Source organism: Clostridium weizhouense, from assembly GCF_019431045.1.
Taxonomy (GTDB): domain Bacteria; phylum Bacillota; class Clostridia; order Clostridiales; family Clostridiaceae; genus Clostridium; species Clostridium weizhouense.
This window is the reverse complement of sequence record NZ_JAHXPT010000015.1, coordinates 35,956-52,495: the sequence shown is the minus strand read 5'-3', so window position 1 is coordinate 52,495 and position 16,540 is coordinate 35,956. Positions and strand designations below refer to the sequence as shown.

The 16,540-nt window shown below is 26.2% G+C and carries 17 protein-coding genes; 2 read left to right on the top strand and 15 right to left on the bottom strand.

The features are described 5' to 3' along the window. Positions 1-81: 81 nt before the first annotated feature. The 7 genes from KYD98_RS15715 to KYD98_RS15685 form a co-directional block, all read right to left on the bottom strand. Entirely contained in the window at positions 82-990 is a 909-nt protein-coding gene (locus KYD98_RS15715; protein WP_219780999.1) for a D-2-hydroxyacid dehydrogenase, read from the bottom strand. Positions 991-1,201: 211 nt separating this feature from the next. Then, positions 1,202-2,275, bottom strand: a complete 1,074-nt coding sequence (locus KYD98_RS15710) for a pyridoxal-phosphate-dependent aminotransferase family protein (RefSeq protein ID WP_219780998.1) — start codon at positions 2,273-2,275, stop codon at positions 1,202-1,204. A 663-nt stretch (positions 2,276-2,938) separates the two neighbouring features. Further along, positions 2,939-3,124 (bottom strand): hypothetical protein, encoded by a 186-nt coding sequence (locus KYD98_RS15705; RefSeq protein WP_219780997.1) that lies wholly within the window; start codon positions 3,122-3,124, stop codon positions 2,939-2,941. 204 nt (positions 3,125-3,328) lie between these two features. After that, positions 3,329-4,555, bottom strand: coding sequence for a DUF2705 family protein (locus KYD98_RS15700; RefSeq protein WP_219780996.1), 1,227 nt, complete (start codon positions 4,553-4,555; stop codon positions 3,329-3,331). Next, on the bottom strand, positions 4,555-5,469 hold the full coding sequence (locus tag KYD98_RS15695) for an ABC transporter ATP-binding protein (protein WP_219780995.1): 915 nt from the start codon (positions 5,467-5,469) through the stop codon (positions 4,555-4,557). The genes KYD98_RS15700 and KYD98_RS15695 overlap by 1 nt, the downstream gene beginning before the upstream one ends. A gap of 361 nt (positions 5,470-5,830) precedes the next feature. Continuing rightward, the gene (locus KYD98_RS15690; RefSeq protein WP_219780994.1) at positions 5,831-6,979 is read right to left on the bottom strand and encodes an FtsW/RodA/SpoVE family cell cycle protein; all 1,149 of its coding nucleotides are present in this window, start codon (positions 6,977-6,979) and stop codon (positions 5,831-5,833) included. Between the two features lie 300 nt (positions 6,980-7,279). Further along, entirely contained in the window at positions 7,280-7,510 is a 231-nt protein-coding gene (locus KYD98_RS15685) for a hypothetical protein (RefSeq protein WP_219780993.1), read from the bottom strand. A gap of 694 nt (positions 7,511-8,204) precedes the next feature. On the opposite strand from KYD98_RS15685, the gene KYD98_RS18290 reads away from it, so the two are divergent. Together KYD98_RS18290 and KYD98_RS15675 are read left to right on the top strand one after the other, a co-directional pair. After that, on the top strand, positions 8,205-8,978 hold the full coding sequence (locus KYD98_RS18290) for a LysM peptidoglycan-binding domain-containing protein (protein WP_258049869.1): 774 nt from the start codon (positions 8,205-8,207) through the stop codon (positions 8,976-8,978). 348 nt (positions 8,979-9,326) lie between these two features. Further along, on the top strand, positions 9,327-9,881 hold the full coding sequence (locus KYD98_RS15675; protein ID WP_219780992.1) for a sigma-70 family RNA polymerase sigma factor: 555 nt from the start codon (positions 9,327-9,329) through the stop codon (positions 9,879-9,881). Positions 9,882-10,106: 225 nt separating this feature from the next. On the opposite strand, the gene KYD98_RS15670 is transcribed toward KYD98_RS15675, so the two are convergent. The 8 genes from KYD98_RS15670 to dnaX form a co-directional block, all read right to left on the bottom strand. Further along, positions 10,107-10,559, bottom strand: a complete 453-nt coding sequence (locus KYD98_RS15670; protein ID WP_219780991.1) for a DUF6790 family protein — start codon at positions 10,557-10,559, stop codon at positions 10,107-10,109. 79 nt (positions 10,560-10,638) lie between these two features. Next, positions 10,639-11,421 (bottom strand): acyl-CoA thioester hydrolase/BAAT C-terminal domain-containing protein, encoded by a 783-nt coding sequence (locus KYD98_RS15665; RefSeq protein ID WP_219780990.1) that lies wholly within the window; start codon positions 11,419-11,421, stop codon positions 10,639-10,641. A 29-nt stretch (positions 11,422-11,450) separates the two neighbouring features. Continuing rightward, complete coding sequence (locus KYD98_RS15660; protein ID WP_219780989.1) at positions 11,451-12,131, bottom strand: TetR/AcrR family transcriptional regulator; 681 nt, start codon at positions 12,129-12,131, stop codon at positions 11,451-11,453. Between the two features lie 445 nt (positions 12,132-12,576). Next, entirely contained in the window at positions 12,577-12,825 is a 249-nt protein-coding gene (locus tag KYD98_RS15655; RefSeq protein ID WP_219780988.1) for a pro-sigmaK processing inhibitor BofA family protein, read from the bottom strand. Positions 12,826-12,846: 21 nt separating this feature from the next. Continuing rightward, positions 12,847-13,122 (bottom strand): YaaL family protein, encoded by a 276-nt coding sequence (locus tag KYD98_RS15650; RefSeq protein WP_219780987.1) that lies wholly within the window; start codon positions 13,120-13,122, stop codon positions 12,847-12,849. Between the two features lie 387 nt (positions 13,123-13,509). Then, positions 13,510-14,106 (bottom strand): recombination mediator RecR, encoded by a 597-nt coding sequence (recR, locus tag KYD98_RS15645; protein WP_219780986.1) that lies wholly within the window; start codon positions 14,104-14,106, stop codon positions 13,510-13,512. A 134-nt stretch (positions 14,107-14,240) separates the two neighbouring features. Continuing rightward, entirely contained in the window at positions 14,241-14,582 is a 342-nt protein-coding gene (locus KYD98_RS15640) for a YbaB/EbfC family nucleoid-associated protein (protein ID WP_219780985.1), read from the bottom strand. Between the two features lie 163 nt (positions 14,583-14,745). After that, a complete protein-coding gene (dnaX, locus tag KYD98_RS15635; RefSeq protein ID WP_219780984.1) occupies positions 14,746-16,371 on the bottom strand; it encodes a DNA polymerase III subunit gamma/tau in 1,626 nt (541 codons plus the stop codon). Between the last annotated feature and the right edge of the window lie 169 nt (positions 16,372-16,540).

The window sequence follows — 16,540 nt, the reverse complement described above, 5'->3', positions numbered from 1 at the left end:
TTATTGTAATTAATAGTCTTAAACCAATAATTATAGTGTAATATACTTTTTTTAATCATTCTTTAAAATTTAATTGTTCTTTTATAACTTAAAGAAGTCTTTAATAATTTCAACCACTTCATCACCAATTCTGCTTTGTGCTTCCTTAGTTGCTGCCCCTATATGTGGTGTTACACTAACATTTGGATGATTAATTAATTTTTCATTTTTAGTTGGTTCTTCTTCAAATACATCAATTCCAGCTCCTGCAATAACCCCATTATCAAGTGCTTCTAATAATGCATCTTCATCAACAACCTTACCTCTTGCACAGTTAATTATATATGAAGTGTTTTTCATTAATTTTAATTCCCTTATTCCTATTAATGGTCCATTTTCTTTATCATATGGAACATGTAAAGATAAGAAATCAGCTTCCTTAAGCACTTCATCTAGCTCTAAAAATTTATAGTCTAAGTCATCATGTTTTCCTTCTATTGTATAATATATTACATTCATACCTAAAGCTGTTGCCTTTTTAGCTAAAGATTGTCCTATTCTACCCATACCAATAATTCCAAGAGTTTTTCCTGATAACTCGATACCTTCATATTTTTTCTTATTCCACTCATTATTTCTCATAGTGAAATTAGATATTCCTATAAATCTTGCTAAACTAAACATATGAGCTAAAGCAAGTTCTGCAACTGAATCTGAACTAGCTGATGGTGTATTATTTATAGATAATCCATTGTTCATTGCATAAGGTACATCTATATTATCTATACCAACCCCTGCTCTTATAATTAACTTTAAATTTCCGCCTTTTTCTGCATCAATAACATCTGCTGTAACCTTAGTAGCTGATCTAATAACTAATGCATCAAATTCCTTTAATTTTTCCCCCAATATTTCTTGTTGAAAATGTTCATTAACAACTTCTATCCCCAAATTTTCTAAAGCATCTATTGACTTCTTTTGCAAACCATCGTTTGTTAATACCCTAATCATATATAAAAAAGCCCCCTTAAATTACTTATTGCTATTGCTTATCATGAACAAAAGTGGCTACGCCACGTTTCAATGGACAATTGACAGTTGACAATGCACAATTATGGTTGAAAGCCACAGGCTTTCTTTAATATATATTTTAGAAATTACAAGGTCATTTCATCCTAAATTGTCAATCTTCCATTGTGCATTCAAAATATTTTAAAATATACTATAACCCCAAAATATCTTCTATATTTTTAAGTAGCTCATTTACATCTTCTACAGTACAATCTGCCATATGAGCTATTCTAAATGTTTTATCCTTTAAACTACCATATCCATTAGATAATTGGAATCCTCTCTTACCGAGTTCTTTGTTTAATTCCCCAACATTAATTCCTCTTGTATTTGATATAGTTGTTAGAGTATTTGATAAATAATTTTCATCTGGAAAAATATCAAAATATTTTTTAGCCCATTCTCTAACAATCTTAGCCATTTCAATATGTCTAGCAAATCTATTTTCTAAGCCCTCTTTATTAATTATATTATCAAGTTGATAATCTAGTGCAAACATATGTGAAAGTGATGGAGTTGATGGATATTGATAATCCTTTTTTTGAATATACTTATATAATTGTAATAAATCCAAATAATATCCTCTATTAGGTACTTTTTCTGCTCTTTCTTTTGCTTTATCTGAGAAAGTACATACTGATAATCCTGGAGGTAAACCAAGTGCTTTTTGTGATGATGTAATACAAACGTCGATTCCCCATTTATCAACTTCTATCTTAGTCCCTGCTGCCGAACTTACTGTATCAACTATAAATACAACATCAGGATATTTTTTCACCATTTCACCAATTCTATCAACTGGGTTCATTATTCCTGTTGAAGTTTCATTATGAGTTACTGCAACCAAATCATATTTACCAGTTTTTAAAGCTTTATCTACTTCCTCTGGATCTATAGCTTTTCCCATTTCTACTTCAAATAAATCAGCTTGTACATTATTACTAATAGCCATTTCATACCATCTTTTTCCGAATGCCCCAACCGAAAATACAGCTGCCCTCTTAGCTGTGCAAGATCGTATTGCCCCTTCCATAAGCCCACTTCCTGAAGTTGTAGAAAGTAATATTTCATTCTTTGTATAAAATAACTTTCTTAAATTATCGCTTATCCTTTTTTGTAAAACTGAAGCATCTTTGCTTCTATGCCCTATCATTGGCGTAGACATTTTTTCAAGTACATCTTCACGTACCTCAACCGGCCCTGGAATAAATAATTTTTTATGCATAAAAAAATCCCCCCCATTATTTAATACTTATTGCCTATTGCTATTTTTTAGCTATATTTTAAGACAATACTGATATATATACTAAGATATAACCTTTTGCTTAAAACATAACTTCTTTTTACTTATAAGTTATTGTACATTTTACTACTTATCCTATTCTAATTCAATACTTTATTGTATTAAATTAGAATTTTTTTTATTAATTTTATATTTTATTATTCTTTTTATTAATAAATTACATTAAAACATTATATTTTTATATTAATATAATATAACCTTTACATATTTCTTCCTTCAATATATCTCGTACATTTTAAAATCTACTTCATAAAACTATAATATTCTCTAAAAATCCATAATGTTCTTATTATATATTTTCTTTGATATACTTATTTAGGCACATGATAATGAAAAAAATACTAAATCCAAGAGATAATTTATACAGCTCTATTATTTTTTAATATGACTTGTATATATGTTGCAATAATAATTATTTAATAAATTAAAGAACTCTATACTCTTCTGTTGAAGATTTAAATGTATAACATATATAAAAATTCCCCCATAATATTTCATATAAAATATTATGGGGGAATTTTATTAGGCATCTAAAGTTTTTATTTTCTTGATTATGCTTCACATCAGAATGTATAAATGCATACTTTAATCTCTCTCATATTCCTCATCAAAATACAATACTGATTCTGTTTCTCTACAATACTTAACACAAATACATTGTGCTAATTTTCTTGGACATCTATAGCATAAACATGTCAAATCTTTTGAATCACATCTTCCACTCTTTGCTTCAGGACAATCACTACAATTAACTCCATTTCCAGCTGGCATAAAATCATTTCCTTTCTAACGCTTTATATTTAATAACTTTTATTATATAGCAGTACAAACATTGTTACAAATATAAGAAAATACTTAATGTCCAACTTAAAAAATAGATTTATTAATGTATACTAATTCTATTATTTAAACATGTTTAAATAATATTGATCTTTTAGTATAATATCAACCTTAGCTTAAACATACATCTGTTTACTAAATAAGTATATCTTTCTTTTTAAATACAACATGTGCAATGATATAACTAATTATTGTAGTAACGCACATTACTATGATTGCATTTACAGGTGTTAAATTTACATTGTTATAGCTATATGCTATATCCCCAGTTATTACTGAATTTACTTGACCATAATTTAAGAAAACAAGATGGGCAAATCTCTTTAAAAATGCAAACATTTGGAATGCTACTGTTCCAGCTACTGCAACTATAATTGCTATAGTTGTTGATACAGTACTACTTTTGAACAATGTAGATATTAAAAATATAAATGCACAACAAGTTATCATAAATAATATTTGTAATAATAATGATTTGATTACAAAATCATTGAATGTAGCAAAATGTCCACTTCCAGCTACACGTATAAAATCTGGATTACCACCTCTGTTTGCTGCATTAGAAAAATCTAATAAATATCTAACACCAAGAGTTTTAGGATAATTTCCTGCATCAAATCCCTTTACAAGTCCCATTCCTAAAAATGCTAAACATTCAACTGACATAATCATTGTAATTACTGTAATAGTAACCGCTATAAATTTAGATAATAACACTTTTCCTCTTGATATAGGTTGTACTAATAGGAATTTTAATGTTGGTGGTGTACATTCCCCTGATACAATATCACTCATAAATATAGATATTCCAACTACTAATAAAACTGCGCCTAAAATTCCAATTATTGTATCCATATAATTATAAGCATTAAATTCGTATCCATGTAAAGGCTTAATGTTATTTTCCTTTAAATATTTAAGTTCATTTAATTCTTCTGTAATTGTTGCTTTATTTGATTCTGAAAGATTTTTATTATTTAATGATTCTTCATAAGATTTAATATTTTCATCTAAATCTATTTTCCATTGATCTAGATTAACACCATTTTTTACTTGTTCTTGATATTTTGTTTGCTCTTCCTCATAAGCTTTTAAACTTTCCTTAAGATTAACTAGATCTCCTTTATCTTCAGGGTTTGTACTTTCTTCAAAATTTTTAATAGATTCTTTTGTATGTTTAATCTCTTGAGTAACTTGCTCTAATCTATATTGAGGTGAATTATATTTTTCCATATCCTTTTCTCTGCTATAAAGACCATACATACCCACACCAATAAATAAAACAAATAATCCAAATACAATCCATGTTTTAGTTCTTTTTAAAATTTTTATAAGTTCATTCTTTATTAATAAAAATAACATTATTTAATTCCTCCTTCCATAAGCTCCATATATCTTTCTTCCAATCCCTGTCTATTTTTATAAAACTCACATATATCGATATTTTCACTTACTAACTTTTTAATTAACTTAGAGGACATATTTTTTTCTAATAATATATTTATTTCTTTGCCTTCTAGTTTACTTTCAATTACATATGGTATATTTTTAATAACTTTAAGTACCATATCTTTATCTGTAGTACTAATTAATGTTACACTATCTTTATCTGTGCTAATGTTTTGTCCTTTTATTTCTTCTATTGATTGTATAAGACCATTATTTATAAACGCAACTCTATCACATAAATTTTGTACTTCACTTAAAATATGAGAAGATATAAAAACAGCCATACCTTTTTCTTTAGCAGCTTTTTTTATTACAGCTCTAAATTCTAATATTCCTGATGGATCAAGTCCATTAGTTGGTTCATCTAATATAAGTAATTTAGGATTTCCTATTAATGCCGCTGCAAGTCCAAGCCTTTGTTTCATACCTAATGAATATTTACCTACCTTGTCATTAATTCTTTCTTCAAGACCAACAAGTTTTACTAATTCATTTACTTGCCTCATTGATGCCTTTCTAATTCTTGCAATTTGAACTAAATTTTCTTTTCCTGATAAATATTTATAAAGCTCTGGATTTTCAACTACTGCTCCAACATCTTTTAATGCTTTTTCTTTTTCTTTAATTAAATTATGTCCACATATTACTATATCTCCACGTGTTTGAGTTATAAGCCCAACTAACATTCTTATAGTAGTTGTTTTTCCTGCTCCATTTGGGCCCAGAAATCCAAATATTTCACCTTCCTTTACTGAAAGATCTATACCCTTTATTATTGCTCTCTTCCCCAATGTTTTGTGTACATTTTTTATTTCTAAAACATTCATAGCTCTTCCTCCTAAACTTAATACACTCAAAAGAAAATAATAGATAATCATTACTACCGTATTAATTTTTTTGAATGTATCTAACTATTAATAAAGTATACCCACAATAACTTAATAAATAATTATATAAATTCTTAAAATTTATTAATTATTCTTAATTTTTATATAAAAACTAATCTTATTTAATAAATTTATATAATGGAATAATATTAGAATTTAATTTTCATTAATTTAAAATATAAGTAATATAATAAATAAATAGACTATGAGTTATAAAAAATTTATAGCTCATAGTCTAAGTTTTGGGTTAATATTTTTTATTAATTATACTTTTTTGTTTAATTAAATATAAAAATAGAGTTTATTTACTAAAAGTTAATTTTTTTGTTCTCATTTCTATATTAAGAATTAATGCCATAGAAATCATTGTTGTTAATAAAGAACTTCCACCATAACTTATGAATGGTAAAGTTATACCTGTAATTGGAATTAATCCTAATGTCATCCCAATATTTTGAGTTATAGCAAATAAAATGTATGAAGCCATACCAACACAAATTAATTCTCCAAATTTATCCCGAGCTTTTCTTGCGATTTTTAATATTTTTATAATCAATATTCCATATAAAAATAATAAGAATAATCCCCCTATAACTCCCCATTGTTCTGCTATAGCAGTAAAAATAAAGTCTGTTTGAATTTCAGGAACATGAGTTCCAGCATATCCTGGAGATACTTTTGGATTTAATGATAAACTATCACCAAATAATCCTCCAGATCCAATACTAATTAGCCCTTGAGAAAGCTGATACCCATTACCTGATGTGTCACTATTGGCACTTAAAAATTCCAGAATCCTATCTTTTTGATGTTGAAATATTAGTCCTGAATTCCATAAAATAACTATACCTAATACGATAGTTAAAAATCCGCCTAATATTACTTTTAAATTTAATCCAGCTATATACACCATGCCTAAAATAATAAAGAAGCATACCATTGTCATTCCCATATCTTTTTGGATTAAAATTAATCCCATAGGAAGTGAAACATAAAGTAAAAGCTTTATAAAATTCTTTAAATTATTAATATCACAATTCATATCTTCTAATAATTTAGATAACATTAAAATTATAGAAAATTTAGTTATTTCAGATGGCTGTAATAAAAAAATCCTTAAATTTATCCAACCACGTTCCCCTTTAATAGTTGTACCTATTCCAGGTATCCAAACTGCAATTAGAAGTGCAATTGTTATCCAATATATTATTGGAACATATCTATATATGATTTTATAATCAAAAGTTAAAAATAAATACATTGAAATTAGTGAAATAAAAAACCATATTAATTGTTTTTTAGTAAATAAAAAAGGACTATTAAAAACATCCCCTTTAGTACATAAATAGATATTAATAATACCAAATAATATAAGAGTAATTAAAGCAATTAATAGCTTAAAATCCAATCTCTTTAATAATCTAAAATCTAGTTTATATTTTTCTATCATAAATACTAACCTCCTTTTGCTGATAGTATTTATTTTTCCATATTCAAATAATATCAATTATAAATATATCATATTTAATGGTATATTTTCTAAAAAAGTATATAATTGTAATAATTTCTTAATATATGAAAAAGCATTTAGATTCTATATCTTTTTATAAATATAAAAACTAATTATGAGATGGTACCTATCATGAGCAAACGCAAAATTATAAAAATAGACTGAAAATTTATATTAAAAAAGTCATCTATATATTATTTCTAGATGACTTTTTTTAATAAAATATATCTAATATTTGTTTTATCCGAATTCATGTCCTGGTATCCCATTATTAACATAAGTCTTACCTTCTAATCCCTTGAAGCCAAAGATCTCCATGTCTGTTACAACAGGATATGCATCATGATTATTCGGAAATGTAAAGTTAAGAGTATAATCATTTCCATAAAAAGTAGCTTTTGTTCCATCTCCTGTAAAATAAGCTGTATTTGTAAGGAAAATAACCTTTTTATTTTCTTTTCCAGAACTCAATATATTTACTTCATAAGCAGTAAAATCAAAAGAAGTATTAGTTACATTAGAAATTACAACTTCACAATAATTTTTTAATAGATTATCTCCAAAACGTTTATCATCAAAATAAGCACCTTCATATAATTTAACTTTACTATTTACTTTTGTTATTTTTTGAGGAATATTATTTTTATTTTTTACTACTTGTTTATCTTGATTTACTTTAGTTGATTTTATATTATTTGAATCGCTCTCTTTTTTTTCATTAACACTATCTTGTTTATTAGTAGCTTGTACTTTATTGTTAATATCTTTTGAATCATCTTCTAACGTTTGATTTTCATTAGTATCTTGTACAGACTTATTTTCTCTTTTATCACTATTACAACCAACTAAAATGAAAATTAGAATGAAAATTAAAATTAAAGATAGTATTAAAATTAAATTTTTTTTGATAATTTAGCCCCCTTTATTTAAAAAATAGTAATTACAATATTATTATAATTAAGTTATCTATAAATTATATGCAAAAAATTAAATCTATATTGAAAAAGAATAAATAAACAGGATTTTAACACTATAAAAAATTATTTAAGTAATTTTTATTAAAAATATTTAAATTGAGTTTACATATCTCAATAATAAAACGTTCTTAATAGACAAAGTTACTCAGCGCTGATAATTTTACAAACAATATTTAGGAGGTTTTATTATGGGAAAAATTGAAAAAGCAACAACATGGATGATTAATTTAGCAAATGATAACAGTCATGGATATGATCAAACACATAGATGGGGGCCTAACTATGATTGTTCTTCTGCTGTTATTACTGCATGGGAGACAGCTGGTGTTCCAGTAAAAAGTAGAGGTGCTACTTATACTGGTAATATGAAGAGCGTTTTTCTTAAATGTGGTTTTTCTGATATAACATCATCTATAAGATTATCAAATGGATCTGGATTAAAACGTGGTGATGTATTACTAAATACATCTTCACATACTGCAATGTTTATTGGGAATGGACAAATTGTTCATGCTAGTATAAATGAAAATAATAGAACAACAGGAGGAAAATCTGGAGATCAAACAGGTAGAGAAATTTGTATTAGAAGTTATTATAATAAACCTTGGAATTGTATTCTTAGATATAATGACGGTGGTGGTAATAATAATAATACAGATGGTACTACTTACACAGTTAAAAGTGGAGATGTTTTAAGTAAAATAGCAACAAGGTTTGGAGTTTCAGTGGCTCAACTTCAAAAGTGGAATAATATTAGTAATCCTAATCTTATTTACGTGGGACAAGTTCTTAAAATAAAGGGAGATTCTAGTAAAGTTACTACTTATACAGTTAAAAGAGGAGATGTTTTAAGTAAAATAGCAACAAGATTCGGAGTTTCAGTGGCTCAACTTCAAAAATGGAATAATATTAGTAACCCTAATCTTATTTACGTGGGACAAGTTCTTAAAATATATCTATAAATTTTGTTCTTAAAATAAAAACATTAAGAATTTTAACCTTATATTTATGTCATTGACAGAGTAAAAAAAAGGTTAAGAAGATAAGAAAAGATGATTTCTATATTATTTAGGAATCATCTTTTTTAAATTATATTTATATCTAAAATTATATAATGCTTAATATAAGCACAAACCTTGTAAACAACTTAATATAAACGTTTCTGAAATTTGTATTAATGAATAGTTTTATTTATTGATGATTTTTATTTTGTAACACATATATAAATCTTTTTCTAAAATTCGAGTTTACAAATTATCCTAAATTTTGGTTTTTATTTATGAAATTAAAATAAATGAGGATGAGGATTTATGGAAAAGAGTTTATATAATTTAATTACTAGAGTTAAACAAAATGATGAAGATTCGTTATTAACGATTATTAATAAATTTAATCTATTAATAAAAAAACTTTCTAGAAAAATGGTTTATGAAGGTGCTGAAACAGATTTAATAATATATTTAATACAAATGTTAAGAAAATTAGATTTAGATAAATTAAAAAATTTTTCAGAAGGTGGATTAGTTAAATATATACAAGTTTCTTTAAATAATAAAGCAATTGATCATTGTAAAAAGTATTATCTAATTAAAAATAATGAAATGGTTTTAGATATTAATATAATTCAACAAAACTTTGATACTAGTGTAAAAAATAATATTGATAATAATTTATTTATTGATGAGTTATTAAATTTAAAGGCTTTAACAGAACATCAAAAGTTAATCTTGAAATATTATTATTTATGTGAGTATTCAGATATGCAAATAGCTAATAAGCTTAAAATAAGCAGGCAAGCTGTACATAAAACAAGGAGTTATGGCTTAAAGATTATCAAAAATTATGTAACAACAAAATGTTCTTAAAGAAATGTTCTTAAAGAAAAGAATTTTTAATTATAAGAGAAGAGTAATATAGAAAATGAGTTATTAAAGATATCTTCAAATCAAGAGATATAGGTTATTCTCTCTATGTTTAATCTTTATATTTTAACAAACATAGAGAGAGTCATTACATGCAAAAAGAGAGTAGAAATATCAAGATATAATTAGTAAGTTAACAGATGAAATTAATAATACTGTTAATATTAACTAAAATACGGATATAAAATATAATGAAATTAGTGATAGTGGTATAATTAAGTCAGGCAATAATATAGTAGAATTTCCAGTCTTAAAATTTTTATTTTTCATCATTTCTTTTAAATGTACTATTGCAGCACCAATAAATAATGGACTGATTATTACTATTACTGCTAACCAAAACTCTCTACCCATCCATATACATAATACACCTGCAATTCCATATCCTAATTCAGCATATCCTAATTCTTTTTGAAATGGACTTCCTTTTTCCCAACCAATATACTCTGCTACCATATCTGATTTAAATACATGTCCTAAAAAACCTTGTACACCTGTTAAAGTTAATGTTATTACTAATTGATAGAACAACAAATTTGTAGATATTGCTTGTACAGTTCTTATTGTAGGATTCATTATTGTTGTTATAATTCCTATTAACCAAAAAATTAAAAATATCATATTCATACACTTCCTATCTATACTCATTATTAATAATATTTCTACATTCTCATTTTTTATATTAAAATGAGTTTAAATATTAAACAATAAATGCAGTATTTCTCTTTAAAAAGTTAATTATTTCATTAACTGATTTCTCATAATCTAAAAAGTAATGACCATCTAAATCTAAAGTAATATGGTTAATATTATTTTTATTCTTGCTATTTTCAACTAAAATATTACTCATTTTTTTACTTGGCCAGAACTTGTCATTTTCAGCTGAAAGAAATAATATTTTTCCTGTATAGTTGTCAATATTAATCAATGCATCTTTATTAAAATTATTTTCTATAGACATTTCATAACATTTACAATAATTCTTATTCTCTACCTCTTTCATAACATTTTCATCATAGTAAAATTTAATATATGGCAAATTCTCATTATTTAATGACCATGAAGATTTAGGAGATTTCATGCTAACAGGAGTAACTGGTAAACCTTGAAATACGTAGCATCCAGCAACACAAGCAATAGTAATCTCTGAATCTATGTAATTTGATAACAGTAAAGCAGCTTCTCCACCTTTAGATTGACCAATAATAACTACTTGATTATCAGCTATTTTATACTTTTCTTTGATAAAGCTAATAGAATTCACAAAGTATTCAATTGGAATCCTTTCTAACGTTTTTGGTAGATCACCAACCCCAAAATATGCTAGTAATAAAACATTATAATTCTGTTTTAAATAATTCAACAGTTCTTTACTTAAGGGAGTTGGAAGACCAGGTCTACTACCACCTAAAATAACAACTAGTGGCTTACCTTCATTTTCATAAAAATCACCATAAATTTCGTTAGTTCTATATTCTTGCATTATATTCACCTCCATAAATTTATATTCTTCTATTTCAGAAGTTCTTTATAATTTGATGTGAGTATTTCGTGTATATATTGATTTACTTCATCATCTGTAAAATCAATATTCAAGGCTCTAAGGTGATAAGTACACAAAGAGAAAATCATATCTTCAAAATTACTTACAAGCTTTTCATCAAGCCAGTAGGTTATAACACCAAATAAGCTGTTAGTAAGTAAAATAGAAGTTACGTTAATATCATTAATACCAGATGAGTGGAATTCGTTTAAATGTGCCAATATTCCTTTTAAATAAACATTTGTCTTATCTAATATCTCCCAACGTTTCTTTTCGAATGATTCATTAATTCCCATAGATTTTACAAATAGTATCTTTGAAAACTCTTTATTATTTACATATGTACAAATCGCACTGGTCATTGCCAACGTAAATTTTTTAACAACATTGTCTTTTACAGTCATAGAAGCATCAGATGCAGCTTTTAAACTCATATCAGAAATTTCTTGATATATCTGTGCTAGTACTTCCTCTTTATTATTAAAGTAAGAATAAAAAGAACCTACTGATACAGATGCTTCACTTGTAATATCCTTTATTGAAGATTCAATGTATCCTTTTTGAGAAAAGACCTTTGCTGCTGCTTCAAGAATAGATTTTCTCTTTAAATCTTTTGTTTTTTCTGCTTTAGTAAAACCAATAGTATTCATAAAAATCTCCTTTAATTACAATAAATTGAATTTGAATTCAATTTCATAATACACTCATTTCCATAAAGTGTCAATATATTTTGTAAACAATAGGACGAAATCTTTATTGATTATTTTAAAGTTCAATAGAAAAATATAAATGCGTGATATTATATCTATAATTAATGCTAAAGGTAGAGTAGGAAAGACTACAACAGCTATTAATTTAGATGGGTAGTTTGCAAATCAAGGTCATAAAATATTATTAATAGATAATTTACCATTTTCAGGATTATGTGCAAATTAATATTTCATTAAAATTTATACTATATTAATAAAATAGAGCCTGTACTATTTATATTAATAACTTTAAACAAGTTATCTTAAATAGCAGACTCTATTTATATTAATTATCAAATTATATATTTCATATTAAGTTGTAAATATATATTTATAATTTATGCATTTATAAAAATACTTGTATTATAGCCAAAGCTATCACTCCTGGTATTCCTAAAAAACCTGCAATTAAAGCTGTAATAGGATTAATTGGCAAAGTAAAATTAAAATTTGCTCCAACTAAATTTACTATATACAATATAATAACTCCTAGAACTCCATTTAAAATTACTTTTAATGGCCATTTTAATAATTTAACTATTAGAAATAATAGTACTATTCCTATTAATCCATATATCAAATATTGTTCACTCATATTTAGTCCCCCATCTCATAATTATTTTACTGAAATATTTTTTTGTAATATATAATTATGGTTTACCTTAATTCCCTTTGCTTTTGCTAGGCGTAATAAGTATTCATACCTTTTTTTAGCCACCTCTTCTGCAAAAATTGCCACTTCGATCAACTTAGAATCATTAACATTATCAAACATACTTCTAGCCGAATCCATTTCTGATTTTGCCTGTTCTAATTCCTCAATAAGTTGATCATTTAAATCATCACCATCTATATTTTCCATTAAATATTCCAATATTTTTATTTTATTCATATACTCACCTCCAAATATCTTATTAGAATTTTATCCATATTTTGGATTGAGTATACTTATATTTATGTTTTATATTTTTATTTTAGGCATATGAAAGAAAATAATCAATCAAAGATGCAATGTATATTTTGTTTTAGACGAGAAGCTAAGGCTTGCTAATAGTTAGATATTAAGTGAGACTTAGTAACAAAGTCTGACATAAAATAAACAAGCATACTGGTATATTATTTTTTTGAATGTGCCTTATAAGTGGTAACACTTTTTTATTGAGCTCATATATTATTAGCATAAGAAGCTTTTCACTCATATCAAACAAAAAAGTTCTAACTCCCATCTATATAACACCTTTTTCAGGAACCCGATTACATACATTGGGTTCCTTTTTTATTATATTTCTTTTCTGCCTTCCATTGCTTTTGATAATGTTACTTCGTCAGCATATTCTAAATCTCCACCAACAGGAATTCCAGCTGCAATTCTAGTTACTTTTACATCAAGTGGTTTTAAAACTTTTGCTATATACATAGCAGTTGCTTCTCCTTCTATATTAGGATTAGTTGCTAATATTACTTCTTTTATATCTGCGCTCATTCTTGCAACAAGCTCTCTTATCTTAATATCTTGTGGTCCTCTCCCTTGCATTGGAGATATATTTCCATGTAATACATGATATAGACCATTATACTCCTTAACCTTTTCCATAGTCATAATATCTTTAGGTTGCTCTACTACACATATTATTTCTTTATCTCTACTAGGATTTGAACATACTGGACAAGGATCAGAATCAGTAAAATTCCCACATACTGAGCAGTATTTAATTGTTCCTTTTGCTTTAACCAAAGCAGTTGCAAATTCCCTTACTTCATCATCTGGAAGATTTAAAATATGTAAGGTTAATCTTTGAGCAGTCTTTTTTCCTATGCTTGGCAGCTTTGCAAATTCTTCTATTAATTTTTCTATGGCTACGGGATAAAATTCCATTTTACATTACTCCTTAAATCAAATAATTTGAACTAAAATACAAAACTATACTTTATAATTTCTAAAGTTAAAAGCATACAGCTCGAAGGAGTTCCCTCTGTTCTGTATGCTTTACATTGCTTAGGCTTTAATTATTAAAATAATCCACCTGGCATTCCGCCTGTTAATTTGCCCATTTTGCTACTAGTTTCTTCTTCTGCTTTTCTTAATGCTTCATTAATTGCAGTAAGTACTAAATCTTCAAGCATTTCTACATCATCTGGATCTACAACTTCAGGCTTTATATTAATTGATTTCACTTCTTTTTTACCAGTTACAGTTACTGAGATAGCACCGCCACCTACTGATGATTCAAATTCTTTTACTTCAAGCTCTTTTTGCATATCTTCCATTTGTTTTTGAAGCTTTTGCGCTTGTTTCATAAGATTATTCATATTTCCTCCCCCGAAACCACCAGGGAATCCTCCTCTTGCCATACAAATCCTCCTCTTAATAAATTTTCTAACCTTTATTATAAAACATTTTCTTATTCTTTACTATATAAAATACATTACTTACATAAAAGATAGTTATAATTATCTATAATATCCTCCTTTTACATAAATAACTCTACTAGAATTAAAAAAAATATCTTAATTTCTATTCATCTAATATCTCAAATGGCACTCCATCTAATCTCTGCTTTAGCATATCTTCTTTACTTAAATTATTAGATTTAGAACTTTTAATATCATATCTAACTATTATTTTGTCTTTTAATACATCAGAAAATACCTCATTAACAACTTTTTTATTTTCTTGCTTTTCTAACCTATTTTTATTAAATGCATAATCTTCCTCATACATTAAAGTAACAATTCCATTTTGGAATTTATATGGTTTTGCAGTAACAATAGATGCATAAACAACCATAGCTCTTCTTGCTTTAAATGCTTCTAAAATCTCTGACCAAGCTCTTTTAATATTATCTATTGTTAAAGTCGATCCACTATTTACTTCTGCTTCCTCTTCTTCTGGTTTATTCTCTTCTTTTACTTTTTCTCTAATAGGAAGTTTATATTCTAAATTTTCTTCTTTGGTTACAGATTCTGTTTGTTTTTCCACTTTAATTTTTCCACTTTTTAAATTTTCTTCTAGTTTATTTATTCTCACAAGCATCACTTCACTTGAAGTGTCATATTCTATTTTACACATTTTTATTATACTAAGCTCTAGGTATAATCTGCTTTGCTTACTTACTTTAGAATTAGTTTCACTTTCTTGAAGAATTCTGATTGCTCTCATTATTTCTTCAACCCTAATTCTTTTTCCTTGCTCTTTAATCATATCTATATTTTCTAAAGACATGTCTAAAATTTCCTCTGGTTTATTTGAAACCTTAACCATTAGTAAATTTCTAAAATGTTCTATTAAGTCCTTAATAAATAAATGCATATCTTTACCTGAGTAAACAAGCTGATCAATTATAACCATAGATTTTTCAATGTTTCTATCTATTACTGCATCAGTTATGTCAAATAAATATTGATTTGTAACAAGACCAAGTATGCTTATTAAATCTTCATATTTAATATGATTATCTCCCATTGCAATTGCTTGATCTAATATACTTAAAGAGTCTCTCATAGCTCCATCTGCTACTCTAGCAATTAAATCTAAACTCTTATCATCAACAAGTACTCCCTGTGCTTTTGTTATTATTCTTAATCTAGTGGAAATTTCTTGTTGGTTTATTCTCTTAAAATCAAATCTTTGACATCTAGATAATATAGTTATAGGAAGCTTTTGAGGATCTGTTGTTGCTAATATAAATATTACATTACTTGGAGGTTCTTCTAATGTCTTTAAAAATGCATTAACAGCACCAGTTGATAACATATGAACCTCATCTAGTATATATATTTTATATTTTCCTTCTTGAGGTGGATATTTAGTATCATCTATAATATCCCTAATTCTATCTATACCATTATTAGATGCAGCATCTAATTCTGTAACATCAATTGATAAACCATCATTTATTTTTTTACACATTTCGCATTCATTACAAGGTTCACCATCTCTTAAATCAAGACAATTTAATGCCTTTGCCATTACCTTAGCTGTTGAAGTTTTTCCTGTTCCTCTTGTTCCACAAAAAAGGTATGCATGTGCAATTCTATCATTTAAAATTTCATTTTTTAATGTTGTGGTAATATGTTCTTGCCCAACCACATCACTAAATGTCTTTGGTCTCCATTCTCTATATAAAGCTGTATATCCCAAAGGCTTTCTCCACCTTTCTTTTTTCCCTTAAATCTTATACTTATTATACACTAATAATTACAAAATGATAAATTATATGATAATAAATTGTCTATGTACAGCTTTTAAGTAAATCAATTGAAAATTATTTCAAATAATATTATACTTTTCCATGTAATAATTTTCATTT